This window comes from Corallococcus carmarthensis, from assembly GCF_003611695.1.
Taxonomy (GTDB): Bacteria; Myxococcota; Myxococcia; order Myxococcales; family Myxococcaceae; genus Corallococcus; species Corallococcus carmarthensis.
This window is the reverse complement of record NZ_RAWE01000024.1, coordinates 1-25,190: the sequence shown is the minus strand read 5'-3', so window position 1 is coordinate 25,190 and position 25,190 is coordinate 1. Positions and strand designations below refer to the sequence as shown.

Genomic DNA, 25,190 nt, shown 5'->3' with positions numbered 1-25,190 from the left:
CTTCAGGGCCCTCTCAAGGTTGGGAGGGCCCCAGCAGGGCCGCCGCGATGATCCGCGCGGCGATGGCGGGCTGGTCCCCTCCCATGTGGAGCGTGTTGACCGAATAGACGAGGCGCCGGCGCAGGTCCCGCGTGGCGCCCATCCCGTTGTTGTAGCCGTGCCGGTCGCCGCTCTTGCCCCAGAAGGTGACGCCGCCCAGCTCGTAGCGGCTGAGGCCCGCGCTGTAGCTGGCGCGGCCGCCTCCCGTGGCGGGCAGGTCCGGGACGGTGAACAGCTCCTCCAGTTGCTTGCGCGGCAGGAGCCGCCCCTGGAAGAGCGCGACGAGGAAGCGGTCCAGGTCCTCGGCGGTGGAGATCATCTCTCCGGCGGCCCAGGGGACGGACTGGCTGGCCTCGGTGACGTCCACCAGGCAGCGCGTGCCGTAGGGGATGGCGCCCGCCGGGCACTGTCCATCCTCCGGCGAGACCTCCTCATAGCCATGCGCATGCCGCCCGGGAAGGGTCACGTCGTTGCCGGGCACGAACGTGTCGCGCAGGTGCAGCGGCCGGAGGATGCGCTCGCGCACCGCGTCCCCATAGGGGCGGCCCGTCACCTGTTCGATGAGCAGCCCCGCGACGATGTAGCCGATGTTGCCGTACTCCTGTTGCGTGCCCGGGGCGAAGCGCGGGCCCGGCGGCAGCGACAGCGAGACGAGCTCGCGGGGGCTGAAGCGCCGGAACCGGTTCTCGGCGAACCACGCCGGGTCCTTCTGGGGCACCGGCACGCCGGGCAGGCCGTGGGTGTGATTGAGCAGCTGGCGCACGGTGATGGGCGCGTAGACGCCCGCGGGCAGCAGGCGCGGCAGGTAGTGCTGGACGGGCCGGTCCAGGTCCACGCGCCCCTCGGCGGCGAGCTGCAGCACGACGGTGGCCGTGAACGTCTTGGTCATGCTGCCAATGCGGAAGTGCGCGTCCGCGGGCACCGGGGCGCCGGTGCGGAGGTCGGCCACTCCGGACGTGCCCAGCCAGCGTCCGTCCGCGCCGCTCACCCGGACCAGCGCGCCAGACACCTCCGCGTTCGGCAGCCCCGCGATGGCCTGTCGAAGCGCCTCGCGGTTCAAGGGCGGCAGCGCCGTCTCCACCCCCAGCTCCTGGGCCTTCAATTCGCCCAGGTCCAGGTCGCTTCCGAACGGGAGCTCCGGTCCGCAGGCGGGGGCCATGACGCTCGCGAGCAATGCCATACCCACCCGCAGTCCTCGGTGCAGGACAGCCATGTTGTTCCATCTCCTGTGAGGGAAGGGCCGGCGCTTCGCGGCCGGCGGATGGAACACCGGTGCTTCCTGGCGGTGTCACCAGGAAGGGCGGAACTTCAGTCCGCCGCCACGTACAGCTCGCCGTTCTGCCCGATGGCGCCCGGGGCCAGCGACCAGCCCGGGTGTTCGGGCATGAGGTAGAGCGTGCGCTTTCCCTCCGGCATGCGCGCGGCCCCGATGAGCAGGTACCGGCGTGTCCGCTTCGCTCCGGTGAGCGTCAGCACGTCGTGTTTCACGCTCCAGGTGCCCTGGTCGTCCTCGGAGCCGAACTTCATCGCGCCCACCTGGCCGGACGCGCCCGCGTACTTGTATTGGAACGCGTGATCGGCGCCGAAGGTGTAGTCGACGCTGTAGGAGACCGCCGTCATGGTCGTGCTCCCGGTATAGGTGTTGACCCACTGGCCCGCGGTGCTGGTGCCGTAGATGAAGTGGCCCACCACCTCCGCGTCGTCCACCAGCGGCAGGCCCACGGGGCTTCCGCGCACGCCCTTCAGCGCCTCCTCCACCCGGACGTAGGTCGTGTTCCAGGAGAACGAGGCCGACATCTCCTCGCCCGCGCTGCCCGGCGGGTTCATGAAGCTCTGGATGAACACCAGCGGCTCCAACCGGTCGCCCGCCTCCACCAGGTAGAGGCTCACGCGGAAGGTCCGGCCGTTGTTCTTCGCGCGCACCACCGCCGCGGTGAAGAAGGCGCGGGCCCCGTTGGCCACGAAGCGCCGCATCACCAGCGGGTTCGGCTTCACGTCGTTCCAGTCCGCGCCAATGCGCTCCTGCCACAGCCGCGCGAGCTTGCCCTCGGCACCGTCGAGCCCGGGTACGGCCGGCAGCCGGAGCGCCTCCACGCCCAGGGTGTCGCCCCGGTCGGTCCACTCGAGGATGAACCGCCCGTCCTGCTGGGTCTTCCAGCCCTGGGGCGCGTCGAACGCGAAGCCTCCAGGTTCGCCGGGGCTGCCGCGCGCCCGGTTCACCGCGCCGCCTGCCACCGCGGCCGGAGTTCCGGGAGTGTTGCTGTCTCCGGCGAAGAGGCCCAGGGCCATGAGCCCCAGGGTACCGGTGCAGCACAGCGCGCAGGCGCCTCCGACCGCGAGGAGGATCCAGACGAGGGGACTCTTGGGACGGGCCATGATGGGGTGCCTGGGAGGAGGGCTCAGCCGCCGGGAGGTTCCGGTGAAAGCGCCGGTCATTCGCTTCTACGCGCTCCGGGCCTGATCTTCCCAACCCCTGCTCCCTGAAACGACATGGCGGCCCTCCCCGGTGTTCGCGGGGACGGCCGCCATGGGACTGCCTGCCCGGAGGACTATCCGGGTTGGATGGAGATGGTGGCGCGTCCGTGGCCGTTCGGCGTGCACGTGCCTTCAGTGGCCTCGGGCTTGGTGCTGGTGTTCAGCGAGCCGCCGCCACCGCCGACGCGGCCGCCGCCGCCGCCGGAGTAGCCACCGCCACCGCCACCGCCGTAGCAGCCGTTGCCCGAGCCGCCACCGCCGTAGCCACCGTGCGCCAGGCCGCCGCAGGTCTTCGCGGTGCCGCCCTGGCCGCCGTCACGGAGCGCGAAGCCGCCTTCTCCGTAGTTGCCATCCACCGCGCCGTTGCCGGACCAGCCACCGCCGCCCGCGCCGTAGGACGCGGACCGCGAGCCGCCCAGGCCTCCCGTTCCGCCCGCCACGAACCCGGACGTGTAGTTGGCGCTGACCGAGCCCGCCACGCCGGCCGTGCCCGCGCTGCCAGGGCGTCCCGCCACCGTCGCGCCCGCGCGGACGCCGCCGCCGCCGCCCGCGATGAGCAGGGGCGAACCATTGCGGAGCACGAAGGTGCCGCCACCGCCGCCGCCGCTGTACGTGGCCGCGGTGCCCTTCTGGCCCACCAATATCTGCAGCGTGTCACCCTCCTGGAGGTCGAAGGTGCCGCTGAGCTCCGCGCCGCAGCCTCCCTGGATCTGCTGCGCCTGGGCCTGCGTGGCGCTCGCGCCGCTCGCGCCGACGGCGGTGACCTTGTACGTGCCGGTCGCGGGCACGGACCAGGTCTGGAGCGACGGCGGCCCGGTGGGCCCCGTGTATTCCACGCCGCCCACCGTGTTCGTGAACTCCTCCTTCACCGCGCCCACCGCGAAGGGCGAGAAGCCGGTCGTCACGCCGCAGACCTGGATGACGCTCACCGGAGGATCCGAGCTGTAGTCGATGCCGCAGTCCTCCAGGCTGGTGCAGCCGCAGGCCGCCAGGTCGTCCGCGCAGTCGATGGCCGGACTGTCCATGCCCGGAGGCGCGGGCAATTCCTCCCACTTGCCCGCGGGCGGGATGTTTTCATTGAAGTGGAAGAGGCGCAGGAAGAACGCCAGCCCGTTGGCGCCCTTGAACTTCCTGCGGACGCACACCGTCGCCTCGGAGAACCCGGCCGTGGTCTCGATGTCGTAATAGAGCGGGCTGCACTCGATGCCCTCCGCGCTCGCGCCGTCGGCGCAGAACAGCTGGATGCCCTTCGGCGGTTCGGGCGCGAGCGGCGTTTCGACCACCGTGGTGACACCCGGGTCCGTCACCAGTGGGAAGGTGACATTCACCACGAGGTCCTCGTTCTCCACGGGTGTGACGGTCACGTCCACCCCTTCCGGTGTCTGGGCCGGAGCCGCGAAGGTGATGCTCTGGTTGGAGAACTGCGTGAGGCCGCCGTTGACCGTGGCGAAGGCTTGCATGCTGTACGTGCCCGGCTCGGCGACCAGCGTGAACGAGGACAGGGCCTGGCTGGCGCTGGAGCCGTAGCCCCGGGCGTAGTGGTACGACCGGGTGGTGTTGTCGCTGTTCATGACGTACCGGGTCAGATAGGCGTAGGGGCTGCTGAGCGGGATTTCCGGCGCCTCCGCCGACGACTCCTGCACGTCGAAGTACGCCGTGGTCTTGACGAGCGTCACGTTCTCCGCGCCCAGGCTCACCGTCGCGCCAGGCGCGACCGCGACCCACGGAGCGCTGCTGTCATTGTAATACTGGCGTTGGACGTAGGCGTTGAGCGGGAACAACGGGTTGGAATTGTCGTAGAGGCTCAGGGAGAGGTAGTACCGCTTCCAATTCCCCGGTGAGAGCAGCGACTCGAACGCTCCGTTCTTCAGCGTGTAGTCATAGCCATAGGTGGAGAGCCCCGGGGCAGGGTCGGTGCGCTGGTGGCCCAGCTGGAACGACGCGATATCCGCGTTGGTGTAGAAGCCGCTCACGGTCAGCGGAACCTGGCCGGTGCCCTGGGTTTCGATGAAGTCCAGGGTGCTCGAGGCGCCAGCGGCCAGGGTGACACGGTAGGACTTCGTGGTGGAGTTCTGGCTTCCCGGCAGGAAGTACGTCCGCAGATAGACGTCATACGCGCCCGGTGGCAGGTCGATGGAGTAGGGCGAGTTGGCGCTGAGGTACTTGTTACCGCTGATGCCGCTGGTGGCCGTGCCTCCCACGCCCTGGTAGTAGACAGAGTGGCTGGAGACCGCGCTGCTGGGGCTGATGGCCAGCGCACCGTGGAGCTGGCCCGTGTTGGTGAGGTCGATCTGCCAGTTCACGCTCGTGGGTCCCTGGAGCAGGTTGACCGTCTGCTGGCTGAGGCTGCGCTGCACCTGGGTTCCGCCCGCGGTGGTCAGGTAGACCGTGCCGTACACCGTCACCGCGTCATCGGGGAGCGCTGACACCCAGCTGGAGGCGGACGTGGGTTGCGGGGTGCTGAAGCTCTTGGAGGTAATGGCGAAGGTGTTCTCCGCCGGGGCGTTCGCGTACGCGTAGATGGAGTAGCTGGAGACCGTTCCCCCGACCACGCTGAGCGAGAAGTTCACACGGCTCGCATTGGCGTGGTTGAAGTTCACCGTGGTCGGGCTGCTCTGGGTGAGCATGACGGCGGCGGTCTGGGTCACCTCCAGGTAGGACTCCGACGCGGTCGCGTTGCTGAAGTAGGCCCGGACCGTGGGTTGATAGGCATGACCGCTCTCCGCGAGCAGCGAATACGGATTCGCCGTGAAGAGCTTCTCCGCCTGGAACCCGTCCTGTGAAAAGGCGCGCACCTTGAACTGGGTGACGGTCTCACTTCCGAACGAGACCTGGCCTTTCATCTCCGCGGGATTGAGGATGACCACATCCGCGATGGCCAGCCCTGACACCGCGGCCACGACCGCGGCAAGACACAACGAGAGCCTTCGGCTTGGGATCCGCATCACTGCTCCTCTCCTTGTCTACGGCGTGCTGAACTCGCGCCCGTCAGAGCTGCACGAGCACGCTCTCCGCGAAGAGCGGGGCGTCATGGGCCGGGGTGTCGCCAGGGACAGACACTTCCAGGGAAAGGCTCCGCGCGCGGTCCAGGCAGGCCTGGAGCTTGTCGGGGTCCGTGTCCTTCCACAGCCGCTGGAGCTCGGGCGGAGGGATGGCGATCCAATCCGGTGTGAACGTCCACGCGGAGGCCCCGGCGCCCCCGGGCCTCGGGGCGAACCCCACCTCCAGCGCCACCGGCTGGCGGAGCTCCTTCGGGCGTGCCGCGCAGGAATCCATCAACCGCTGCGCGGCCTGCTTCCAGCCCAGGAGCGCCGCCTGCCGTTGGGCCTCCACCTGCGGTGGGAGGGATTGCGCTCCCGCCGCGGAAGGCATCCGGCCCGCGGGAGGAACGGAGACGACCTGCTGGGCGGCCTCCAACCGGCGTCGCAGCGCGGCCTCCGCTTCGCCCTGCACCGTGGGGGCGGGGGCCACTGACGAAGGCACGGGCGTCGCGGTGGGAATGGCTTCCGGAGCGCGCCCCGGCTCTGGCCGGACGGCGACGGGCGCGGCGTGAGCCGCCGAGGGCTCCGGGGCCTCTGGAGCGCGGTGCCAGAGGACGAAGAACGCCGCCACGCAGGCGCCACCCAGGCCCACGAATGCAATGGATTTGGAGCGAAACGGCACGGGCCCTCCCTCCCGTTTGTGTTCACCCGGCGCGAAATTGACTGAACGCTGATATTCCTGTCAACCCAGGGCATGTTGAAAGCCCGGTGTGAGGTGCTTCATGACAGGGAATGCGTGTCAGTATTTACAGGAGCGCCACTTGATTCAGCCGTTGTTGCAATGACTCGCGGGCAGGGTGGGGGTCAGCGTCCCGCGCGCCGCAGGACGGCGGGCGTCAGGCCCGTCACCCGGCGGAACACCGTGGTGAAGTGGCTCTGTGAGCTGAAGCCGACCTCCAGCGCGATGTCTCCCAGGGAGCGGGTCGTGTGGCTCAACAGGCCCCGCGCCCGCTCCACCCTTCGCTGCTGCACGTAGGCATGCGGTGTCATGCCCATGGACTGCCGGAAGGCGCGGGTGAAGTAGAAGACGCTCAGGCCCGAGCGTTGAGCCAGCTCACCCACGCGGATCCTCCGCGCGAGGTGCGCTTCGATGAAGAGCCGCACGCGGTGGAGCGCGGCGGCGGAGAGGCCACCTCGCCGCCGCGCCGCTCGCGTCCCTCCGGGTTCCTGGAGCAGCTTCGCCACGCGGGCGGCATGGCGGTCCTGCGCCTTCCTCGCCTCGCCCAGGAAGCGGGCGATGACCTTCAGCTCCTCATCCGGCATGGGAGACATCAATTGGAAGCCATCCGCCTGGAGGGGACCCCAGAGGGTTTCAATCCATTCGCGCGCATGCCCGGTGAGCGCGAGCCGCCTGCCGCTTCCGGAGCCTTCCCGCTGGACGTAGCCGGCGAGCTCCAGCCGCTCCACGTCGGCGCCGCGCGCGACCGCGCTCAGGGGAGCGGGGCCTCCGAAGTGCAATTGCGCCAGACACGTCAGCTCCGCGCGGCCGAGCGCGAGCACCTCTCCCACGGCCGAGTCGAACTCCGCGGAGGCTTCCTGGAAGCGGACGATGTCAGCGCCAATCTGGGCGAGCAGGGAGTGCCGGGGGCTCATGGGAAACACCGCAGGATTGAGAAAAACAGCACAAGGGCGCGAAAGACGCTCGCGTGGCCGGGACGCATGCTGTCCCCATGATGAACCTGAAGCCTTCCGGGGCGGAACTCCTGTTGTGGCTCTTCGTGCTCAACCTGGGCGTCGCGTTCGGCGCGGGGCTCTATGAACACCGCCTGATGCTGCCCCGCTGGCTTGACGCTTCGGGGGCGCACTGGTCCGCGGAGGCGGCGCGGCAGGATGACGTGGGGCGGCGCTTCTGGGGCTTCGTCAGCACGGGGCCGTTGACGCTGCTGACGCTGGCGAGCCTCTACTTCGCCACGCAGGCCACGGGGCCGCTGCGCTCCTGGTGGCTGGGGGCCGCGCTGGTGGCGCTCGCGGACCGGCTCCTGACCTTCTCGTACTTCATCCCCACGATGGTCCGGCTGATGCAATCCCCCGACTCGCCAGCGGCCGTGGAGACCGCGATGCGGTGGGCCCGGATGAACCACCTTCGCCATGCACTGATGGCGGGGTCCTGGTTCGCGGCCCTTCAAGCCCTGTCATGGATTCGGGTGAAGGGAGGCGTCTGAGCTGTGAGTGTCTGTGAAATGGATTAGACTCAGTCCCCGGGCGGAGCCTGGCTCCGGTCCGCCAAAGAGGGGTTGATGGAAGTGCGAATGCGATGGGCAAGGCTTTGGGTGGTGGTGGTCGCGGTGGGCAGCGGGATGCTCGGGGGGTGTGAGGATTCGGATCCGCCATCGAATCCGCGTCCGGATGCGGGGACCGTCGATGCGGGGACCACGGTCGACAGCGGCACGCAGGTGGACGACGGTGGCACCCAGGTGGATGCCGGCTCCGATGCGGGTTCCCTGGGGGAACCTCGTCCCTGTGAACGGACGGAAGGCATCTGCGCGGGAGCCCGGCGGGCCGTGGTGGATGGGGCCTACGAGCCGGTGTGCACCGCGCTTTCGTATGGCACCCACTACGAGGCCGCGGAGACGCGCTGCGATGGTCTGGACAACGACTGCGACGGGGTGAAGGATCCCCTGTCATGGTCGCAGGTCGAGTCGCTGGGATTGCCCCCGCATGCGGGCCGGATCAGCAGCCTCCGGGTGACGAACGGCGTCCTGGCGGTGGTCTTCGACCGGGAGTACGTGGCCCGGGTCATCCAGCTGGACACCGCGCTCTCTTGGCTGGGCATCACGGAGGTGCCGGTGGAGGTGATGGACTCCTCCGTCTCGCTGGACTCGGTGAGCACCCGGTTGCTGCGCACGTCCCAGGGGCCCGCGCTGTACTACGCGTCGGCGGGCCCGAACCACGACCATACGCGGGGCCACCTCGTCCTGCTGGATGAGCAGGGCCATCGCGTTCCCAGGACGGGCGAGCCCGAGGGCGGCGCGCTCCTCTTCGACCAGGCCGTGGGGGACAGGGCCACCGCGGCGGCCGTGTCGGCGGACGGGAGCCGGGTGTTCGCGGCATGGCGGGACACCTCCGCATCCGTCTTCGGTGGCCGCGAGCTGTGGGGCACGCTCGCGGGGCTGGATGGAGTGGGCGTGGTTGCGCCCCGCGTCCTGATGCAGGCGCTCGCGGAGGACAAGGTCCTCTACGGTGTGGACGTGATGGGGCTGCGGGACGGTGGCTTCCTGGTCCTGGTCCAGGAGATCAAGGAAGGAGCCACGGAGGGACTGTTGCGGCTCCAGCGCTTCGACAACGCCCTCCAGCCCGTGGGGGAGGAGCGGACCTTCCCCTCGGAGGAGAACCCGGAGGCCCGGCTCGTGGACCTGGGAGCGGCGGCGGGGGATGCCCTGGAGTCGCCGGCCATCGTGCTGCGCGGTCCCGAGGGCAGTGAGCGCGTGCTGAAGGTGCTGGGCAACCTCTTCGGCGAAGTGACCTCGAGGCCCCTGGCCGTGACGACCCCGGGTGAAGTTCCCTGGTTCGGGACCTCGGTGACGTCCCGTGGCCTCAAGACGGCGTGGCTCTCCGTCTCCGAGGACCCGCCGGGTGGCGACCCCTGGTTCCGCTGGCAGGGCCGGTTCTGGGCCCTGGGGAATGGCGGCGCTTCGGAGGACCTGACCCCCTGGGGCACCTTGCTGCGCCTGCACCGGTACGCGCAGTGGGTCCAGTTGGAGGAACTGCCGGGCAACTGGATGGGCGCGCTCGTGATGACGTCCACGGTGAGCCCGCGGTCCCACACCCTCCAGGCGGTCCGTTACTGCGTCCCTTGAGTCACCGCCCGTCGGGCAGGGTGTACTGGAAGTCGTAGGAGTGCTTCACGCCCGGGGCGATGTCGATGGTCATCGAACCGGCGAGCCCCGTGAGCTCGCCGGTTCCGGAGTCCGGCACCACCGTGATGACGAGCTGGGGCGCACCGCGCGTCATGGTCCCGGAGTGCTGGAGCGCGAAGGTGCCGCTCCGGCCGTCCAGCGTGCCGCTGACGCGCTCCATCGCGACGTAGCCCGCGGACCCCTCCACGGACGTCCGCACCGCGAGCATCTGCCCCTGGCTCGTGGCCTCCAGCGCGCCGTGAAAGCGCTTGTCGAGCATCATCCGGCCCGGGGCCGCGTCCACCGCGCCCGCCTCCGGCGCCATGGGGGTGAGCTTGACGTCGAAAGGTCCGTTCGCGCGCTTCGTCATGGGGGCCTGCTCCCTTGCTGGATGGGCGGACAGATACGCCAGCAGCCCGCGCCTGGATTGCAAAAACGCGTCAGCGCCGGGGTCTTAGGACTCGCTTAAGACCTTTGCCCTACCGTCACAATCACTCCAAGGGGGTCGGGCACATGAGCGACGAACAGAATCACCACGACGGACTCCAGCAGGACCTGCGGGTCCTGGCGAAGCGCACGGACCGGCGGGAGCTGCTGCGCTGGATGGCCTTCACCAGCCTCATTCCCATCATCGGCTGCGGTGGACCGGACTCCAGCGGCAGCGGTGACACGTCCGGCTGTGCGAAGATTCCGGAGGAGACGGCCGGTCCCTATCCCGGTGACGGCTCCAACGGGGCCAACGCGCTGGTGCTGTCGGGCATCGTCCGGAGCGACATCCGCTCCAGCATCGCGGGCGCGAGCGGTGTCGCGGCGGGCATTCCGCTCACCATCACCCTCACGCTGGTCGCCAGCGACGACAGCTGCACGCCGCTGCGGGGCTATGCCGTCTACCTGTGGCACTGCGACCAGGCGGGGCGGTACTCGATGTACTCGTCGGGCGTCACCAGCGAGAACTACCTGCGCGGGGTGCAGGTGACGGACGAGGAGGGCAAGGTGACCTTCACCAGCATCTTCCCCGCCTGCTACAGCGGCCGCTGGCCGCACATCCACTTCGAAATCTACCCCTCGGTGGAGGCGACCTCCTCCTCGCGCAACAAGGTGGCCACGTCCCAGCTGGCCCTGCCGGAGGACGTCTGTGACACCGTCTACGCGACGTCTGGCTATTCGCAGAGCGTCCGCAACCTCGGACAAATCTCGCTCTCCAGCGACAACGTGTTCAGCGACGGCGCGTCCACGCAGCTGGCGACCGTGACGGGCAACACCACGGACGGTTACGCCGCGTCCCTGGTGGTGGGCATCAAGGTCTGACGCGCCGCCGGGCCCGCCGGGCGGCTACTTCGCCTTGGCGGGCGCGAAGTCGAAGGGCTTGTCCTGGGCGATGAGCACCACGCACTCGGCGTCCTTCGCGCACTGGTTGCGGTGCACCACCTTGCCGGGCTGGTCCCAGGTGCTGCCGGCCTCCACGGCGCCCGCCTCCGCGGCGCCCTCGCTGGTGTTCGTCATGCGGCCCTTCACCAGCACCCCGTGGTAGTCGGCGGAGTGGGTGTGCGGCCCGGAGTCGAACCCGGCGGGGAACTTCATCAGCAGGGCGTACGGGCCCTTCTTCATGTCGCCCCAGAGGACGTGCACGGACGGGCCGCCGGGCATCATCTCCGTCCAGGTGAGCTTGTCATAGGCGGTCTGCTGGAACGCGGCGGACTCCTTGCCCTTGGCGGCGGCGAAGGTGAACGCGGAGACGACGGCGACGGCGGCGACGAGCTTGGGCAGGGTCTTCACGGGGGGACTCCTCGGTGGAAGGAAACGCCGGGGAGGATGGCGGCGGAGCGGGTCTGCGAAAATGCCCGTTTCCGCAGAGCCCCTCTGCGAAGATGCAGACCATGCCCGAATGGAGCGACCTGCGGCACTTCCTGGCCATCGCGAGGGAAGGGAACCTCTCCGCGGCGGCGCGGCGGTTGAAGGTGGACCAGACCACGGTGGGCCGGCGGCTGGCGGTGCTGGAGAAGGAGCTGGGAGCGCGCCTCTTCGACCGGACCCCCACGGGCCTGCGGCCCACGGCGGTGGCGCTGCGCATCCTGCCCGCCGCGGAGGCGGTGGAGGCGGAGGCGCTGCGGGTGGAGCGGCTGGCCAGCGGTGAGGACCTGCGCCCCTCCGGCCCGGTGACGGTCACCGCGACGGACTCCTTCCTGGTCCACAACGTGATGCCGTGGCTGGCTGGCTTCCAGGAGCGGCATCCGGAAATCGAGTTGCAGCTGCTCTCCGGTTACGAGGCCCTGTCGCTCGTGCGCCGGGAGGCGGACGTCGCCATCCGCCTGGTCCGGCCGCGGGAGGCGTCGCTGCGGGCCCGGAAGGTGGCGGCCATCGGGGTCGTGCCCTTCGCGTCGAAGGCGTACCTCGCCCGCCGGGGGCCGGTGCGCTTCGACGCGGGGCTCCAGGGGCACGCGGTGGTGGGCTACGCGCAGGACTCGCGGCGCTGGCCGGAGTCGAAGTGGCTGGACGTGCACGCGGCGAAGGCCACCGTCGCGGTGCGGCTGACGTCCATCCTGGGGCTGCTCCAGGCCGCGCGTGAGGGCCTGGGGGTGGCGCTGCTCCCGGCGTACTTCGGCCATCTGCACGCGGAACTCGTTCCCCTGCGTGACGCGCTGCCGGAATTGGAGCGGACCGTGTGGCTGGTGTTCCACGAGGACCTGGCCCACAACGCGCGGGTGCGCGCGGTGGTGGACTTCCTGGCGGAGACCATCGGGGCGCAGGCGGAGGCGCTCGCGAAGCCTCCCGTCAGGCCCCGGAAGAAGCGCGCGCGGTGAGGACGTCCCGCCCCACCTCGCGCCAGGGCCTCACGGGGTGCCGAGCCGCTTGCCCCGGGCGTACTCCAGGCCCAGCAGGTTGCCCCGGTGGTGGATGGGATCCAGCGTGACCTTCTGGATGCGCCAGCCCTCCGCGGCGGTCTTCACCACCTCGTGCGTGTAGCGCCCCACCAAGGTCCACTCCTGGGGGAAGCCGTCCATCGTGAAGAAGTGGGAGACCTCCGCATAGGCGTGCACCGTGGCGTGCGTGGCGCTGGTGAACTCCGTGCGCACCGTGTTGGCCGTGGAGTGCTGCACCCGTTTGAAGCACTCCAGCGCCTGGTTGCCGAACTGCGCCAGCACGGCGCGCGGCGCGGTGGAGGGAGGCACCCCCATGAAGCGGGAGTAGTCCGACGTCACCTCCGGGGCGAAGACCCGCTCCCACCGCGTCCAGTCGCCCGTGTCCTTGCCGTGGTCGATGGCCTGCCCGTACTCGGCCACCAATTCCTGGATGGCAATCCAATCCAGCGTGTACTCCAGGTTCTTCTCGCGCATCGCCATCTGCCTTTCAGGCAAGGGAAGGCGGCACGCTTTCACCTTCCGTGCGTGCGGAGCAACCCAAGACATCCAGGGCTCACGGCTCCGAGACGGTGACGGTGAATCCCTCGGGCGTGCTGGAGGTGCCCACCACGTGGGCCTGGGCCGTCGCCGTCCACGCCACCTCCACCGTTCCGGCGGCGCCTTGGGACTCCAGCTCCAGCCTCAGGTCCGAGGTCCACTGGCAGCGCTTCCCCAGCTCGCAGTTGCGTGAATGGGACACGAGGACGTCCATGGGCAGCGGCTGTCCCGCCACCAGGGGGGAGGTGGCCGCCTCCGGACCGGAGAGCTGCGTCCCGTTCCCGAGCAGGCTGGCGCGGAGGATGGGACCCGCCTTCGTCTGGCTGGGGTCCTCCGGCGTCCAGCGGACCGTCAACTTGACCCTCATCAGCGCCTCGGCCTGCTTGTCCGGCGACTTCGAGGCCGTGACGCCCACGACGAGCGGAAGGGTGACCCGGGGCGCTTCGGCCGTGAGCGTCACCGGCTGGCCTGTGTACGGGGCGGAGAAGACGTCCGCCGACCTGACCTGCGACGTCGCGACGACGCTGACACCTGCGACCAGGAGCACCAGACGGGATGCCCAGTGACGCAGGCGGAAGTTCGGAGCGGTTTCGCGGTGGTGGGGCATGGTTCCGGGATCCGGGCTCAGCGGTAGTGGACCGCGATGCGCTTTCCATCGAGCAGGTGGATGTCGATGTCCAGGTCGTAGATGCCGCGCAGCACGTCGGGGCGCATGAGCTCCTCCGGCCTCCCCTGGAACGCGACCTTCCCGCCGCGCATGGCGATGACGTGGTCGGAGTAGCAGGAGGCGTAGTTGAGGTCGTGCAGCACCAGCACCACGCACTTGCCCAGCGTGTCCGCCGCGCGCCGCAGCTCCTTCATCATGGCCACGGCGTGTTTCATGTCCAGGCTGTTGAGCGGCTCGTCCAGGAGCACGTAGTGCGTGTCCTGGCACAGCACCATGGCCACGAAGGCGCGCTGGCGCTGGCCGCCGGACAGCTCGTCCAGGAAGCGGTGGGCGATGGACTCCAGGCCCAGGTGGTGGAGGGCCCCCTCCACGAAGGCGCGGTCCTCCACCGTGGGGCGGCCCTTGGAATGCGGGTAGCGGCCGAAGGTCACCAGGTCGCGCACGGTGAGCCGCGAGGTGACGGGGTTGTCCTGCCGCAGGATGGCCAGCCTGCGCGCCAGCGCATCGCCGGGCGTCCTCGCCACGTCCATGCCGTCCACCAGCACCGTGCCGGAGGACAGCGGCAGCAGGCGGCTGATCATCGACAGCAGGGTGGACTTGCCGGCGCCGTTGGGCCCGATGATGGACGTGACGCCGCTCTCCGGGAGCTTCAGCGTGACGTCGTCCACCACCAGGGTGTCGCCGTAGCGGCGGGAGACGTTGCGGGCTTCAATCATCGCAGCGCGCCTCGCATGAGCAGGGTGATGAACATGAGGCCGCCCAGGAACTCGATGATGACACGCAGGTTGGCGCCAAAGGAGAAGACGCGCTCCAGCACGAGCTGACCGCCCAGAAGGCCAATCACCGCGAGGAACACGGCCGCCGGCAGCACGTGGATGTGCCGGTGCGAGCGCACCAGCCCGTGCGCCAGGTTCGCCACCAGCAGGCCGAAGAAGGTCACCGGCCCCACCAGCGCGGTGGACACCGACACCAGCACCGACACCACCGCCAGCAGCAGCGACACCGTGCGCCGGTGGTCCACGCCCAGGTTGATGGCCACGTCGCGGCCCAGGTTCAGGACGTCGCACGCGCGCAGCAGGCGGAAGCCCAGGACGGAAGCGCCCACGGTCAGCAGCGCGGAGGCGAGCAGCAGGTCCGGGTCCGGGTTGTTGAAGCTGGCGAAGAAGCGGTCCTCCAGGAAGGCGAACTCGCCCGGCGCGATGACGCGCTGGAGGAAGGTGGACAGGCTGCGGAACAGCACGCCCAGCACCACCCCCGTGAGCAGCAGCAGGTGGATGCTCCGCCCGCCGCCCGCGAACAGCCAGCGGTGCAGCACGGCGGAGAAGAGCACCATGACGGCGACCTCCACCGCGAACAGCAGCCGGACGTCCAGGGACGCCACCGTGCGCGAGCCCAGGAAGAAGAGCAGGCACGTCTGGAGCAGCACGTAGAGCGTGTCGAAGCCCATGATGGCGGGCGTCAGGACGCGGTTCTCCGTCACGGTCTGGAACAGCACCGTGGAGACGGCGATGGCGTAGCCCACCAGCAGCACCGTGGCGACCTTGCGCGCGCGGAACGGCAGCACGAAGTCCCACCGGCCGCCCGCGTCCACGGTCATGAACACCAGCACGCAGAAGGCAGCCAGGCCTCCCAGGAGGAGCAGCCGGCGCTCATGGCCCTCCAGGCGCAGCGCGCTAGCCGGCACGGCTGTCCCTCCGGAAGAGCAGGTGGAGGAAGACGAGGCTGCCCACCACGCCCGCCACCGTGCCCACGGGAATCTCATACGGCTGGCGCACCACCCGCCCGACGATGTCGCACAGCAGGACGAAGCCCGCGCCCATCACCGCCACCCAGGGGATGGAGCGGCGCGCGTTGTCGCCCACGATGAGGCTGACGACGTTGGGCACCACGAGCCCGATGAAGGGAATCATCCCCACCGTGGCCACCACCACCGCGGTGACCAGGGCGACGATGGCCAGCCCCAGCGCCACGATGCGCGGGTGGCTCAAGCCCAGGTTGGTGGTGAAGGCCTCGCCCATGCCGGCGACGGTGAAGCGGTCCGCGACGACGTAGGCGATGACCGTCAGGACGAAGGCGCCCCAGAGCAATTCGTAGCGGCCACGCAGCACGCTGGAGAAGTCGCCCGTGGTCCAGGCCATCAGCGATTGCAGCAGGGAGAAGCGGTAGGCGAAGAACGTCGTCGTCGCGTCGAAGATGGCGCCCAGCACCAGCCCCACGACGGGCACGACGAGCGCCGAGCGCAGCGGGATGCGCCGCAGGATGAGCAGGAACAGCGCCGTGCCCGCCATGGAGAAGCAGGCGGCGACCGCCGTCCTCGCGAGGATGGGGATGCCGGGGGCGAAAATGGTGACGGCGAGCAGGCCCAGGCTCGCGGACTCCGCGGTGCCCGCCGTGAAGGGCTCCACGAAGCGGTTGCGCGCGAGCATCTGCATGATGAGGCCCGCCACGCCCAGGGACATGCCTGCCAGCATCAGGGCCAGCGTGCGCGGCACGCGGCTGATGACCAGCACCTGCACGGCGCGCTGGTTCTCCGCCGGCGCCAGGAGCGCGTCCCACGACACGTGGCTCACGCCAATCAACAGGCTGGTTCCCGCGAGCACCCCCACCGCGAGCCCGGCCACGATGAGCAGCGGCAGCGAGGCCCCGGACCCGGGAAATGCGAAGGCCGGCTCAGGGAGCAGGGGGCTGTCGGGGCTTCGCGTAGGCATCGGAGATCTGCTCCAGCAGGCGCCGCACGGACTGGATACCGCCGCCGATGAGATAGGTGTTGGCGGGATCCAGGTACACGACCTGCCCCTGCTTCCAGGCCGTCGTCTGGCGCACCAGCTCGTTGTCCAGCAGCCGCTGCGCGGCGCCGCCCTCGCCAATGGCCGCGTCCCGGTCGATGACGAACAGCCAGTCCGGGTTGGTCTCCAGGATGAACTCCGACCCGATGGCCTCGCCGTGCAGCGACGCCTTGAGCGACGGGGCCGCGGGCGGGATGCCGAAGGACTCATGCAGCACGCCGAAGCGCGAGCCCGGGCCATAGGCGCTCATCCGCCCTCCGGACGTCAGGACGATGAGCCCCTTGCCCCGGGCGGCGGTGGTCTCCTTCAGCGTCGCGATGGACTGGCGCAGCCCTTCAATCAGGGCGCGCGACTGGGGCTCCTTGCCGAAGACGGTGGCCAGCCGCTCCGTGTTGCTCACCACGGTCTCCAGGTAGTGCGCATCGTCCGTGACCTGGTCGATGGTGGGCATCATGGCGGCGAGCTTCGCGTACCGGGCGCTGGTCCGGCCGCCGGTGATGACCAGGTCGGGCCGGGCGGCGTTGAGGGCTTCGTAGTCCGGCTCGAAGAGCGTCCCGAAGCGCGGGTACTTCTTCGGGTCCGCGTACTTCGCCAGCTGGCCGGGGAAGTACTCACCCGCCACGCCCTGCACCTCCACCCCCAGCGCGTCCAACGTGTCCAGCGCCGCGAGGTCGAACACCACGACCTGCTTCAGGTGCTCGGCCACCACGGTGCTGCCCTGCGCGTGGGCGATGGTCCGTCCCGCGCCCGGGGCGGGGGGCGCCGCTGTTTCCGGGGCCGCCGCTTCCACGGAGGGAGTGCGCGAGGCGCGCAGGCCGAAGAACGCCAGGCCGAGGACCACGACCCCGAGGAGGGCCGCGACGAGGAGAGGGAAACGCCGGGGAGAGGTGCTCACGGGTGAATGCAATCCAGAGAAAGTGATATCAAATGAAATTGATATTCATTATCGAAGTTCGGATATAGCGGATCGCCGCTGGACGGTCAAAACCCATCGACCTTGCGCTGCCCGGGCCTTCCCTGGAAGCTTGGATTTCAAGACTTCCATGGAGAGGCCTCATGAAGCCCGTCCGAGCCGTCCTGCTGCTATCCCTGTTCGCCACGGCCATCGCCGGGACCGCCCACGCGCAGGACAACGCGCGCACGCTGCTCATGCAGTGGCTGGCGGATCCGGACGTCTACAAGGAGAACGACGACCTGTTCTTCCTCACCGGCACCGGCAACGGGGGGGTGCTGCCGCTCTATGAGTCCAACGACCTCACGGCGTTCCGCTTCAAGCGCGACTACAACCCGTCCGCGGCGGATGCCACCTACGACTACTGCTTCCTCTGGGCGCCGGACCTGAGCAAGGTGGGGAGCGTCTACCAGCTCCATTTCTCCGGCCACCGGGTGCCCAACGGCGCGGCGTGTCCACCGGCCGGCCAGGAGGTGACGACCTTCGTCGCCACGGCGCCGGACCTGAACCTGGCCTTCGGCGCGCCCCAGCCCCTCAACGCCAACACGACCTGGCCGCGCACCACCACCGGCACGGCGTGCCTGCCGCAGGGGTGCAACCGGAACATCCGCATCGACTCCGCGACGTTCAACGACGGCGCGGACCGCTGGCTCTTCTATGTCTGGTTCCAGAACGGCAACAACATCTCCTCGTTCAACCTGGCCGCCCCCGGCACCGTCTACAACCACGCGGGCCCGGCGGTGTTCGCGACGCCTTCCTACGAGGAGGGCATCAACGAGGCGCCGGAGCTGTTCAAGCGCGACGGGCGCTACTACCTGCTCTTCAGCGGCGGTTGGTACAACAGCCAGTACGCCATGTACTACGTGATGGCGGACTCCATCCCCCAGCTCACGCGGGCGCGGGCGGTGCGGCGGCTGTCGCTGCCCTTGAAGAACTCCGCGGGCCGGCTGGTGCAGTCCCACGGCCACAACGTCATCGTCGAGCGGCGGGGCGAGTACTTCAACATCTTCCACATGGGCGCCTTCGACAGCGCGGGCAACCTCACTTCGCGCAGCACGTACAAGCAGCGCGTCGCGTTCAAGGCGGACGGGGCGATGACGTCGCTCAACCAGGTGAACGTCCGGTGGAACCGGCTCGCCGGGTACAGCTACTCGCTGGATGTCGTCCTGCGCGACGGGTCGGTGGTGGGCCCGTGCTCATCCGTGGTGCTGCTGGGGCAGTCCAACAAGACGGTGTTCGACGGCGTGTGCCGCAGCGCGGGGGACCGCGTGGTGACGAAGGGGGAGATCGCCGCGTTCCGCCTCTTCTATTCCAACAACAACGTCTGGGGCCCCTCCGTGGAGAAGGCCTACGACGGCATCTCCGACGACGTGTTGCTGGAGCTGCCGGGCGGCGTCACGCCCTTCGTGGACCTGGAGTGGAGCGAGGAGGAGACGGCGGCCCAGTACTCCATCGACGTGCAGCGGCGGGACACGGGCGCGTGGATTGGCCCGTGCATCGGCGTGGGCGCCGTGAACAAGAGCCTCGCGTGGACGTACCAGGGGCGCTGTGACACGCCGGGCATCAACGTGGCGGCCTCCAACATCCAGGCCTTCCGCGTCTGCTCCGCGGTGAATGGCGACTGGGCCCATGCCCGCTGCGGCGCCGCCGCGTACGATGGGCGGGCCATGCACTCGCGCATCAACATCCCCTGAGGCGCTTGCGTCAGCGCGGGGCGAAGCGCTTCGCGGACCGGAGCTTCGCCTTCATGGCCTCCATGTCGCGATTGCGCGGCGGGGCGGTGGTCACCAGCGAGTCCATCAGCCGCCGCGCGACCTCGGTGATGTCCTCGACGGCACGGTTGAAGACCTCCTCGTTCGCCTTGGAGGGGGCGCTGGTGCCGCTCAGCTTCCGCACGAACTGCAGGGCCGCCGCCCGGACCTCCGCGTCGGACGCGGGGGGCGCGAAGTTGAACAGCGTCTTGATGCTCCGGCACATGGGCGGGTCCCCTGACGTGAAGAGCCCCCAGCGTACCCCACGCCCGCGCTCCCGCCGCCCGGGTGAACCCTACCGAGCCAGCTCTTGTGGGGATAAACTGTCTAGCTGGATGTCTCCGCAAGAAAGGGTGGTTCTCATGAAGCTTGTCTCGGGTGTGTTCGCGGCCCTGGTCATCGCGACGCTGGCGGCCTGTGGTGGAACGGATTCCGGCGACGTGCCGGAGGAGCTGGGGCAGGTCACCGGTGCCCTGTCCACCTGTTCGACGACCTGCGCGTCGGGGACGACGCTGTCGTGCTCGGGGAGCTCCTGCTCCTCCTCCGACGGTCAGTACGTGCAGTGCAATGGCGCCTACCAGTACTGCCCCTCGACTCCTCCGCCCATCACCTGCTCGCGCGCCAATACGTGCACGTTCATTGACGGCACCTCCTGTCCTTCCGCCGGCACCTATCGGGATTGCTGTCTGAGCGGTCTGCCCACGGGCAGCTGCTACTGCAAGTTCGACAACACCTGGACCTGCACCCTTCCCCCCGAGGGGCCGTAGGCCCCGAGGAGTGCGGTGGAACGGGCGACAACGCCTACTGCCAGCAGCTCGCCGCGGAGTTCAACGCGCCCTATCCCGACATCTTCTACGTCTGCGACCTGATCCCCGCCGGCCTGGGCAAGGTCCACTGGTCGGAATGACCGTCTGACTCCACGCCGTCCGGAGCCCTGTTTCCGGACGGCGCGGGAGCGTGCGTCAGTCGTTCACGTTGCTGCTGTAGAGGTTGCCGCCCCCGGTGCGCACGTCGCCCTGCGCGGTGGTCCCCGTGGCCTGGCTGGTGGCGTACACGACGTAGCCCGGCGAGTCGTCCAGGTCGACGATGTTGCCGGAGAAGGCGTTGTTCTGCCCCGTCGCGTAGCTGCTGCCGTGCGTGCGGACCTGGAAGGCATCCAGCACCTGGGGGTTGCCCTGGCGGTAGCCCCGGTTGTCACGCACCACCGTATTGACGCCCTTCACGTCCACGAAGCTGTCGGCGCTGTTCTCACCGGAGATGCCCGCGCCCTGGAAGGTGCAGCCCTCCACGAGCGTGCCGTCCGCCCCCTCCTTGATGTCGATGTGTTCCGCCGTGATGCCTCCCGCGAACACCGTGGTGCGGATGACGTTGCCCACGACGACGTGCTCGTACGGGTTGCTCTCGTCGGAGCCGACGTAGGCGCCTTCCCCGTACTTCGCCTGATACAGCCCTGTGTCGTGGATGCGCGACGCCTCGAGCGTGTTGTAGGAGCTGCCGTCGCGGAAGTGGACCGCCTCGTCGCCAATGGTGTGGACCTCCACGTGGGAGAGCAGGTTGCGGTTGCCATTGTCGATGACGATGCCCTTCTGCGCGGTGATGACGCGCAGGTCGCGCACCTGCCAGGAATCGCCGGTGAGGTGGAGGCCGTAGGAGCCGTCCTTCACGGAGGTGCCCTGGAGCGTGGCCGGGTTCGCGGGGTCGCAGCTCTTCAGGACGATGGGGCTGTCGGACCTGCCGCTCTGGCCTGAGTAGAAGAGGCCCTGGCCGCCCGGGTCGCCGCTGTTCTTGCGGTCGCCGGTATAGGTGCCGGGCGCCAGGAGGATGACCGCGCCGGGCGCGGCGTTCTTCAGGGCCGCCTGGATGGCCGCCGTGGAGCCCAGCGCGTTCGCGCACGACGTGCCGCCTCCGCCCGGGGTCGTCGCGGTGACGGCGGCGCTGCTCGCGGAGGCATTGCCCGCGGCGTCCAGCGCCTTCACCGTGTAGCTGTAGGACGTCGAAGCGCCGAGGCCGGTGTCGCTGGTGGAGGTGCCGGTGACGTTCTTGAGGAACGCGCCGTCGCGGGAGAGCGCATAGCCGGTGACGCCCACGTTGTCCGTGGACGCGCTCCAGGCCAGGTTGATCTGACCGCTGGAGACGGCGGTGGCCGTGAGCTGCGTGGGCACGGACGGAGCCTGTGTGTCGCCCGTGCCGCCGCTTGTCGTGAGCTCCAGGCGCGGCGTGTTCGCTCCGCCCTCGCTGCTGACCAGCGTGGTGTACTTGCCCACGCTCTCCTGCAGCACGAAGGACACCGTGCCGTCGCCCGCGGCCTGCGCGTTCACGTAGGCCGTGACGTCCAGGTCGTAGGTCTGCGCGGTGGTCGTCAACGCCACGCTGCCCGCAAGGCTCCCCACGGCGGGCTTGTTGGTCCAGGTGAGCGAGGACTCCGCCCAGCCGTCCAGGGTCTGGAACGCCTGGAGCGTCGTGCTGGAGGACGCGCTTCCGTACACGCGCAGCTTCGCGCTGGTGACGCCGGAGATGCCCGCCAGCGAGAACTTCAGATAGGCCAGCCGGCTCGCGCCCGCATCCGTCTTCACGTACAGCGACGTGGCGGAGCCGTAGTTGGAGCCCGCGTTGCTCTCATGGACGTAGGCGTCCTCGGACGCGGGCAGCGTCGTGAGCGCTTGCCGCTGTGTGTCAGGTGTTTCATTGCCTGTCTCGGTGCCGCAGCCAGACAAGGACAGGGTCAGGGAGGTGACGCGCAGGAGCCGCGCCCCCGGAATGTTCGTGCGCATGGTGGGTTCGATCCCGTGTTTCGGGTTGAAATCAGCTTAAGCTGATTAAAAGGGGGGCATCGTGCGACTCGATATTTTTTCGGAAATGCAGCATCCCAAGGAGCGCTGGAGCGGTCCGGACCACGAGCACCAGATCATCCTGGAGACGCTGGAGCAGGCGCGGCTGGCGGACGAGATGGGGTACGGCGTCTGGTGGCAGGTGGAGCACCACGCCGCGGTGGAGTTCAGCTACAGCTCCGCGCCGGAGGTCATGCTCACCGCCATCGCGCGGAGCACGAAGAACCTGCACGTCGGACACTCGTCGGTGCTGGCGCCCACGCGCTTCAACCATCCCATCCGGATCGCGGAGCGCGCGGCCTTCATCGACCACCTGAGCGAAGGCCGCTTCCAGCTGGGGCTGGCGCGCAGCACCATCCCGGAGTGGCGCACCTTCAACATCGAGCCTGACTCCACGCGCGGGCAGATGCAGCAGGCCTTCGAGTTGATTCCGAAGCTGTGGACGCAGGACAAGGTGTCCTGGGACGGGCCGGACCTCAAGCTCAAGGACGTGAGCGTCATCCCGAAGCCGTACCGCAAGCCGCACCCGCCGCTGTGGCAGGCGTGCTCCAGCCCCGCGTCGTTCGAACAGGCGGGGCGCAACGGCGTGGGCGCGCTGGGCGTGACGCTCTGGGCTTCTCCGGAAGAGGTCGCGGAGATGATCCACATCTACCGCGAGGCCCTGCGCACGCGCTGCGAGCCGGTGGGCGCGTCCGTCAACAACCAGGTCGCCTTCTTCACCTTCGTGCACTGCGCGGACAGCGAGCGCGAGGCCATGGAGAACGGCGCCGCGAAGGCCGCCGCCTGGTATACGAGCGGGTCGTTCACCTTCTTCGAGGCGAAGGACGCCTTCGTGAAGACGGCCGCGGAGCTGGAGGTGCTGGCGAAGGACCCGGCGGGCGGAGGCCTGACGGGTCAGTACCTGCGCAAGAAGGACCCGAACGCGCCGCAGTCCCAGGCGCAGCGCATCCTGGGGCGCATCATGTCTGGTGAGACCGTTCCGGACGAACAGGTCTGGGAGGTCCTGAGCGCGCAGGATTCACTCATCGTCGGCACCCAGGACCAGGTGCGCGCGGGGCTCAAGCGCTATCAGGCGCTGGGCATCGATGCGCTCATGTCCTTCCACCAGGTGGGCGCGCTGGCGCACGACAAGGTCCTGAAGAGCATCCGGCTCACGGGCGAGCTCATCCCGGAATTCAAGACACCGGCGGCGCCGTAGCGGGCGTGGAGAGGGCAGGGGAGCGTGGAGGTCCAACACCCACGCTCCGCGCCACTTCTCCCGCGCGGCGGGACGGAGCAAGCTGACCTTCGTGTCCCGCCGCAAACAGCTGTTCCTCCTGCTCCTGGTGTCGGGGCTCCTGCACGCGGCGCTCTTCGTGGCGCTGTCGCGGAGCCCGTCCGCCCGCGTCGCGCGCCCCGCGCCGTCGCAGGTCATCGAGCTGGAGGTCGTCACCCGGGACGCACGCCCCGCGCCGCCTGCATCCCAAGCGGAGCCTCGCTCGCCCGCGCGGCCGGCGGAGCGTGAACCTTCTCCGCGCGCGCGGAAGGACGAAGCGCCGGCGCACCTGACGGAGCGCGAACCCCCCAAGCGCGCGCGGGAGAAGGATGAAGCGCCCGCGCTTGCCGAGGCGCCCCCGCCCACCGGGAATGCGGTTCGGGAGCCTCTCGCGGAAGCACCCGACAGGAGCGCTCCACCCCGGGGCCGGGACGTCCCGCTCCAGCTGGAACCTCCCGGGCTGCTGGGCGGTGGGCTCTTGAAGGGACCTCCGTCGACGGGGCGGACCCTTCGCAACGTCCCCGGCTCGGAGCCGGACCCCAAGGCCCTGGCGGCCCGTGAGGCGGAGGAGGCGCGCCAGCGGGTGGATGGCTGGGCCAAGGATGCGACCGCGTCCGCGAGGGGCTCGGGCGCGACGCCTCCGTACTTCGCGAAGCTGCGCCAGGGCTTCGCGGACCGGCTCGTGAACCCGCCGCCTCCCAACAAGCAGGTGGTCCTTGGACGGCTGAAGCGCGAGCAGCTGGAGTCCATCGAACGGTTCGGCCGGACGGGCACGCCCTTCGCGCCCCAGGAGCGGGACGTCCGCCGCGAAACGTCCGACCGGATGCGCGCGGCCGTGGAGGCCGGGCGCGCGGCGAACATGTACATGGCTGACGTCACGGCCCCCGTGCTCGCGCTCGTCGCCATCGTGGAGGTGCGGCAGGCGCGCGACGGCAGCCTCATCGACCTCCAGGTGCTGGAGGGCTCCGGCGACCCGAAGTTCGACAGCTGGGCGGTGTCCCATCTGCGCGACGCGCTCGCCAGCGCGGACGCCCCCGAGGACGGCGGCGTGGGCATCCGCGAGGACGGGATGCGGACCCGCTGGCGGTTGGAGGAGTACCTGGGCAACCCCCGCGTGCGGGTCCACCTCATCTCCATCTACTGACTCAGGGCGCTCCAATGCCGCCGATGCGGTTGCCCGTCGCGGCGTCGAGCACGTGCAGGTCGCCCCACTGCGGTACGTACACCCGGCCATCGCGGACCCAGAGGGCCGTCAGCATGGAGATGGAGCGGGCCTCGGGCAGGGCCACGTCCCAGGTGACGGCGCCGGTGCGCAGGTCGCGCCGGACGAGCCGCTGGCCGCCCTTCTCCAACTCGTAGACCACGTAGACGGCGTCCTGGGTGATCTCCCCCACCTCTGGCGCGGTGTCCCGCAGCTCGAGCGGGTCCCGCTCCGCCACGACGCCGTGCCACAGCGGCTTGCGGTTGCCCGGCGCGTACAGCGCCACCAGGGGCACCTGCGTCCCCGGCCACCGCGTGCCCAGTGACAGGGTGTAGCCGTTCGCGCGGTAGAGGTACTTCGTGGAGAAGCCGCGGATGTCGGAGGGCGGATAGCTGGAGCGCTCGCAGGTGGTGGGGTGCTCCGCGGGCCGGCTCATGTTGCAGGTCTGGGGGCTCAAGGGCGGTGTGGCGCAGCCCTTCGGGGCCCGGGGCGCGGGCTTCGCGGTGGCCGTGCGCGTGTCGAAGAGCAGGTGCTGGTGGTCCACCACCTCCACCCAGACGGACGTCGTGTCCCCCGGAGGAATGCAGAGCCGGCGCGGCGAGTCGGTCAGCGGCACGCGCCCCAGCCGCTTGCCGGTCTCCAACTCCAGCAGGTCCACCGCGCGCTGCTCGCTCATCACCAGCCGGCCGTTCTGCGCGATGACCTTCGTCCGGCTGGAGGCGTCCGGGCCTTCCGAAGGCAGCGACTCCCAGAGCTTCTGGAACGTCCGGCCGTCGAACGCGGCGATGAAATGGCGGAACTCGGAGCCTCCTTCGTGTCGGCTCACGTGGCCGACGATGTCCTCCGTCCCATCCCCGTTGACGTCCACGAACGCGGGCGCGCCCCTTTCCATCCACTGGAGGCGCTCGGGGACAGGCTTGGGTTCGGGGGGCGGCGGCTCGGGGATGACCGGTGGAGGAAC

Annotated in this window: 24 protein-coding genes; 8 read left to right on the top strand and 16 right to left on the bottom strand. The window is 69.6% G+C overall.

Features of this window, described 5'->3' with window-relative positions:
• Positions 1-13: 13 nt before the first annotated feature.
• The 5 genes from D7X32_RS09680 to D7X32_RS09660 all read right to left on the bottom strand — a co-directional run bounded on the left by D7X32_RS09680 (position 14) and on the right by D7X32_RS09660 (position 7,148).
• Positions 14-1,252, bottom strand: a complete 1,239-nt coding sequence (locus tag D7X32_RS09680; protein WP_120602229.1) for a serine hydrolase domain-containing protein — start codon at positions 1,250-1,252, stop codon at positions 14-16.
• Positions 1,253-1,347: 95 nt separating this feature from the next.
• Positions 1,348-2,415 carry a lipocalin-like domain-containing protein gene (locus tag D7X32_RS09675; protein WP_120602228.1) on the bottom strand — a complete coding sequence of 356 codons (1,068 nt, stop codon included), beginning with the start codon at positions 2,413-2,415 and terminating at the stop codon, positions 1,348-1,350.
• 173 nt (positions 2,416-2,588) lie between these two features.
• Positions 2,589-5,459, bottom strand: coding sequence for an endo-1,C4-beta-glucanase (locus D7X32_RS09670; RefSeq protein WP_120602227.1), 2,871 nt, complete (start codon positions 5,457-5,459; stop codon positions 2,589-2,591).
• A gap of 43 nt (positions 5,460-5,502) precedes the next feature.
• Positions 5,503-6,177 (bottom strand): hypothetical protein, encoded by a 675-nt coding sequence (locus D7X32_RS09665; protein WP_120602226.1) that lies wholly within the window; start codon positions 6,175-6,177, stop codon positions 5,503-5,505.
• Positions 6,178-6,359: 182 nt separating this feature from the next.
• On the bottom strand, positions 6,360-7,148 hold the full coding sequence (locus D7X32_RS09660; RefSeq protein WP_120602225.1) for a helix-turn-helix domain-containing protein: 789 nt from the start codon (positions 7,146-7,148) through the stop codon (positions 6,360-6,362).
• Between the two features lie 77 nt (positions 7,149-7,225).
• Here D7X32_RS09660 and D7X32_RS09655 point away from each other — a divergent pair, with 77 nt between their 5' ends.
• Complete coding sequence (locus tag D7X32_RS09655) at positions 7,226-7,717, top strand: anthrone oxygenase family protein (RefSeq protein WP_120602224.1); 492 nt, start codon at positions 7,226-7,228, stop codon at positions 7,715-7,717.
• 75 nt (positions 7,718-7,792) lie between these two features.
• On the top strand, positions 7,793-9,352 hold the full coding sequence (locus tag D7X32_RS09650) for a putative metal-binding motif-containing protein (protein WP_147450094.1): 1,560 nt from the start codon (positions 7,793-7,795) through the stop codon (positions 9,350-9,352).
• A gap of 1 nt (position 9,353) precedes the next feature.
• On the opposite strand, the gene D7X32_RS09645 is transcribed toward D7X32_RS09650, so the two are convergent.
• Positions 9,354-9,761, bottom strand: a complete 408-nt coding sequence (locus D7X32_RS09645) for a DUF3224 domain-containing protein (RefSeq protein WP_120602222.1) — start codon at positions 9,759-9,761, stop codon at positions 9,354-9,356.
• A 143-nt stretch (positions 9,762-9,904) separates the two neighbouring features.
• Between D7X32_RS09645 and D7X32_RS09640 the strand changes: the two genes are divergently transcribed.
• The gene (locus D7X32_RS09640) at positions 9,905-10,699 is read left to right on the top strand and encodes an intradiol ring-cleavage dioxygenase (RefSeq protein ID WP_120602221.1); all 795 of its coding nucleotides are present in this window, start codon (positions 9,905-9,907) and stop codon (positions 10,697-10,699) included.
• A gap of 24 nt (positions 10,700-10,723) precedes the next feature.
• Here D7X32_RS09640 and D7X32_RS09635 read toward each other — a convergent pair whose 3' ends face one another.
• Complete coding sequence (locus tag D7X32_RS09635; protein WP_120523419.1) at positions 10,724-11,167, bottom strand: DUF4437 domain-containing protein; 444 nt, start codon at positions 11,165-11,167, stop codon at positions 10,724-10,726.
• Between the two features lie 101 nt (positions 11,168-11,268).
• Between D7X32_RS09635 and D7X32_RS09630 the strand changes: the two genes are divergently transcribed.
• Positions 11,269-12,192 (top strand): LysR family transcriptional regulator, encoded by a 924-nt coding sequence (locus D7X32_RS09630; RefSeq protein WP_158625647.1) that lies wholly within the window; start codon positions 11,269-11,271, stop codon positions 12,190-12,192.
• A 30-nt stretch (positions 12,193-12,222) separates the two neighbouring features.
• Here D7X32_RS09630 and D7X32_RS09625 read toward each other — a convergent pair whose 3' ends face one another.
• The 6 genes from D7X32_RS09625 to D7X32_RS09600 all read right to left on the bottom strand — a co-directional run bounded on the left by D7X32_RS09625 (position 12,223) and on the right by D7X32_RS09600 (position 17,137).
• Positions 12,223-12,726 carry a nuclear transport factor 2 family protein gene (locus D7X32_RS09625; protein WP_120602270.1) on the bottom strand — a complete coding sequence of 168 codons (504 nt, stop codon included), beginning with the start codon at positions 12,724-12,726 and terminating at the stop codon, positions 12,223-12,225.
• A 79-nt stretch (positions 12,727-12,805) separates the two neighbouring features.
• Entirely contained in the window at positions 12,806-13,396 is a 591-nt protein-coding gene (locus D7X32_RS09620) for a hypothetical protein (RefSeq protein WP_120602219.1), read from the bottom strand.
• Between the two features lie 17 nt (positions 13,397-13,413).
• On the bottom strand, positions 13,414-14,172 hold the full coding sequence (locus tag D7X32_RS09615; protein ID WP_120602218.1) for an iron ABC transporter ATP-binding protein: 759 nt from the start codon (positions 14,170-14,172) through the stop codon (positions 13,414-13,416).
• The gene (locus tag D7X32_RS09610; protein ID WP_120602217.1) at positions 14,169-15,140 is read right to left on the bottom strand and encodes an iron chelate uptake ABC transporter family permease subunit; all 972 of its coding nucleotides are present in this window, start codon (positions 15,138-15,140) and stop codon (positions 14,169-14,171) included. Before D7X32_RS09610 ends, D7X32_RS09615 begins: the two co-directional genes overlap by 4 nt.
• Positions 15,130-16,164, bottom strand: coding sequence for an ABC transporter permease (locus tag D7X32_RS09605; protein WP_244238930.1), 1,035 nt, complete (start codon positions 16,162-16,164; stop codon positions 15,130-15,132). Before D7X32_RS09605 ends, D7X32_RS09610 begins: the two co-directional genes overlap by 11 nt.
• On the bottom strand, positions 16,127-17,137 hold the full coding sequence (locus D7X32_RS09600; RefSeq protein WP_120602268.1) for a siderophore ABC transporter substrate-binding protein: 1,011 nt from the start codon (positions 17,135-17,137) through the stop codon (positions 16,127-16,129). The genes D7X32_RS09605 and D7X32_RS09600 overlap by 38 nt, the downstream gene beginning before the upstream one ends.
• Before the next feature lie 161 nt (positions 17,138-17,298).
• Between D7X32_RS09600 and D7X32_RS09595 the strand changes: the two genes are divergently transcribed.
• A complete protein-coding gene (locus D7X32_RS09595; RefSeq protein ID WP_120602216.1) occupies positions 17,299-18,888 on the top strand; it encodes a glycoside hydrolase family 43 protein in 1,590 nt (529 codons plus the stop codon).
• A 10-nt stretch (positions 18,889-18,898) separates the two neighbouring features.
• On the opposite strand, the gene D7X32_RS09590 is transcribed toward D7X32_RS09595, so the two are convergent.
• Positions 18,899-19,171, bottom strand: coding sequence for a DUF2277 domain-containing protein (locus D7X32_RS09590; protein WP_120602215.1), 273 nt, complete (start codon positions 19,169-19,171; stop codon positions 18,899-18,901).
• Positions 19,172-19,307: 136 nt separating this feature from the next.
• Between D7X32_RS09590 and D7X32_RS44925 the strand changes: the two genes are divergently transcribed.
• The gene (locus D7X32_RS44925) at positions 19,308-19,712 is read left to right on the top strand and encodes a hypothetical protein (RefSeq protein WP_147450093.1); all 405 of its coding nucleotides are present in this window, start codon (positions 19,308-19,310) and stop codon (positions 19,710-19,712) included.
• A 195-nt stretch (positions 19,713-19,907) separates the two neighbouring features.
• On the opposite strand, the gene D7X32_RS09580 is transcribed toward D7X32_RS44925, so the two are convergent.
• Positions 19,908-21,716 carry a CBM96 family carbohydrate-binding protein gene (locus tag D7X32_RS09580; protein WP_120602213.1) on the bottom strand — a complete coding sequence of 603 codons (1,809 nt, stop codon included), beginning with the start codon at positions 21,714-21,716 and terminating at the stop codon, positions 19,908-19,910.
• 85 nt (positions 21,717-21,801) lie between these two features.
• Between D7X32_RS09580 and D7X32_RS09575 the strand changes: the two genes are divergently transcribed.
• Positions 21,802-22,971: an LLM class flavin-dependent oxidoreductase gene (locus D7X32_RS09575; protein WP_244238929.1), complete on the top strand. Its 1,170-nt coding sequence runs from the start codon at positions 21,802-21,804 to the stop codon at positions 22,969-22,971.
• Positions 22,972-23,062: 91 nt separating this feature from the next.
• On the top strand, positions 23,063-24,172 hold the full coding sequence (locus D7X32_RS09570) for a ferrichrome ABC transporter substrate-binding protein (protein WP_167506459.1): 1,110 nt from the start codon (positions 23,063-23,065) through the stop codon (positions 24,170-24,172).
• 1 nt (position 24,173) lies between these two features.
• Here the strand turns inward: D7X32_RS09570 and D7X32_RS09565 are convergent.
• Positions 24,174-25,190, bottom strand: a 1,017-nt coding sequence (locus D7X32_RS09565) for a hypothetical protein (protein ID WP_120602267.1), incomplete at its 5' end; no start/stop codon positions are given.

What these genes read in the sequence shown, in the direction of transcription:
- D7X32_RS09680 (WP_120602229.1), bottom strand. Translation starts at nt 1,252, where the DNA reads ATGGCTGTCCTGCACCGAGGACTGCGGGTGGGTATGGCATTGCTCGCG.
- D7X32_RS09675 (WP_120602228.1), bottom strand. Translation starts at nt 2,415, where the DNA reads ATGGCCCGTCCCAAGAGTCCCCTCGTCTGGATCCTCCTCGCGGTCGGA.
- D7X32_RS09670 (WP_120602227.1), bottom strand. Translation starts at nt 5,459, where the DNA reads ATGCGGATCCCAAGCCGAAGGCTCTCGTTGTGTCTTGCCGCGGTCGTG.
- D7X32_RS09660 (WP_120602225.1), bottom strand. Translation starts at nt 7,148, where the DNA reads ATGAGCCCCCGGCACTCCCTGCTCGCCCAGATTGGCGCTGACATCGTC.
- D7X32_RS09655 (WP_120602224.1), top strand. Translation starts at nt 7,226, where the DNA reads ATGATGAACCTGAAGCCTTCCGGGGCGGAACTCCTGTTGTGGCTCTTC.
- D7X32_RS09650 (WP_147450094.1), top strand. Translation starts at nt 7,793, where the DNA reads ATGGAAGTGCGAATGCGATGGGCAAGGCTTTGGGTGGTGGTGGTCGCG.
- D7X32_RS09645 (WP_120602222.1), bottom strand. Translation starts at nt 9,761, where the DNA reads ATGACGAAGCGCGCGAACGGACCTTTCGACGTCAAGCTCACCCCCATG.
- D7X32_RS09640 (WP_120602221.1), top strand. Translation starts at nt 9,905, where the DNA reads ATGAGCGACGAACAGAATCACCACGACGGACTCCAGCAGGACCTGCGG.
- D7X32_RS09630 (WP_158625647.1), top strand. Translation starts at nt 11,269, where the DNA reads ATGCCCGAATGGAGCGACCTGCGGCACTTCCTGGCCATCGCGAGGGAA.
- D7X32_RS09625 (WP_120602270.1), bottom strand. Translation starts at nt 12,726, where the DNA reads ATGCGCGAGAAGAACCTGGAGTACACGCTGGATTGGATTGCCATCCAG.
- D7X32_RS09620 (WP_120602219.1), bottom strand. Translation starts at nt 13,396, where the DNA reads ATGCCCCACCACCGCGAAACCGCTCCGAACTTCCGCCTGCGTCACTGG.
- D7X32_RS09615 (WP_120602218.1), bottom strand. Translation starts at nt 14,172, where the DNA reads ATGATTGAAGCCCGCAACGTCTCCCGCCGCTACGGCGACACCCTGGTG.
- D7X32_RS09605 (WP_244238930.1), bottom strand. Translation starts at nt 16,164, where the DNA reads ATGCCTACGCGAAGCCCCGACAGCCCCCTGCTCCCTGAGCCGGCCTTC.
- D7X32_RS09595 (WP_120602216.1), top strand. Translation starts at nt 17,299, where the DNA reads ATGAAGCCCGTCCGAGCCGTCCTGCTGCTATCCCTGTTCGCCACGGCC.
- D7X32_RS09590 (WP_120602215.1), bottom strand. Translation starts at nt 19,171, where the DNA reads ATGTGCCGGAGCATCAAGACGCTGTTCAACTTCGCGCCCCCCGCGTCC.
- D7X32_RS44925 (WP_147450093.1), top strand. Translation starts at nt 19,308, where the DNA reads ATGAAGCTTGTCTCGGGTGTGTTCGCGGCCCTGGTCATCGCGACGCTG.
- D7X32_RS09580 (WP_120602213.1), bottom strand. Translation starts at nt 21,716, where the DNA reads ATGCGCACGAACATTCCGGGGGCGCGGCTCCTGCGCGTCACCTCCCTG.
- D7X32_RS09575 (WP_244238929.1), top strand. Translation starts at nt 21,802, where the DNA reads ATGCAGCATCCCAAGGAGCGCTGGAGCGGTCCGGACCACGAGCACCAG.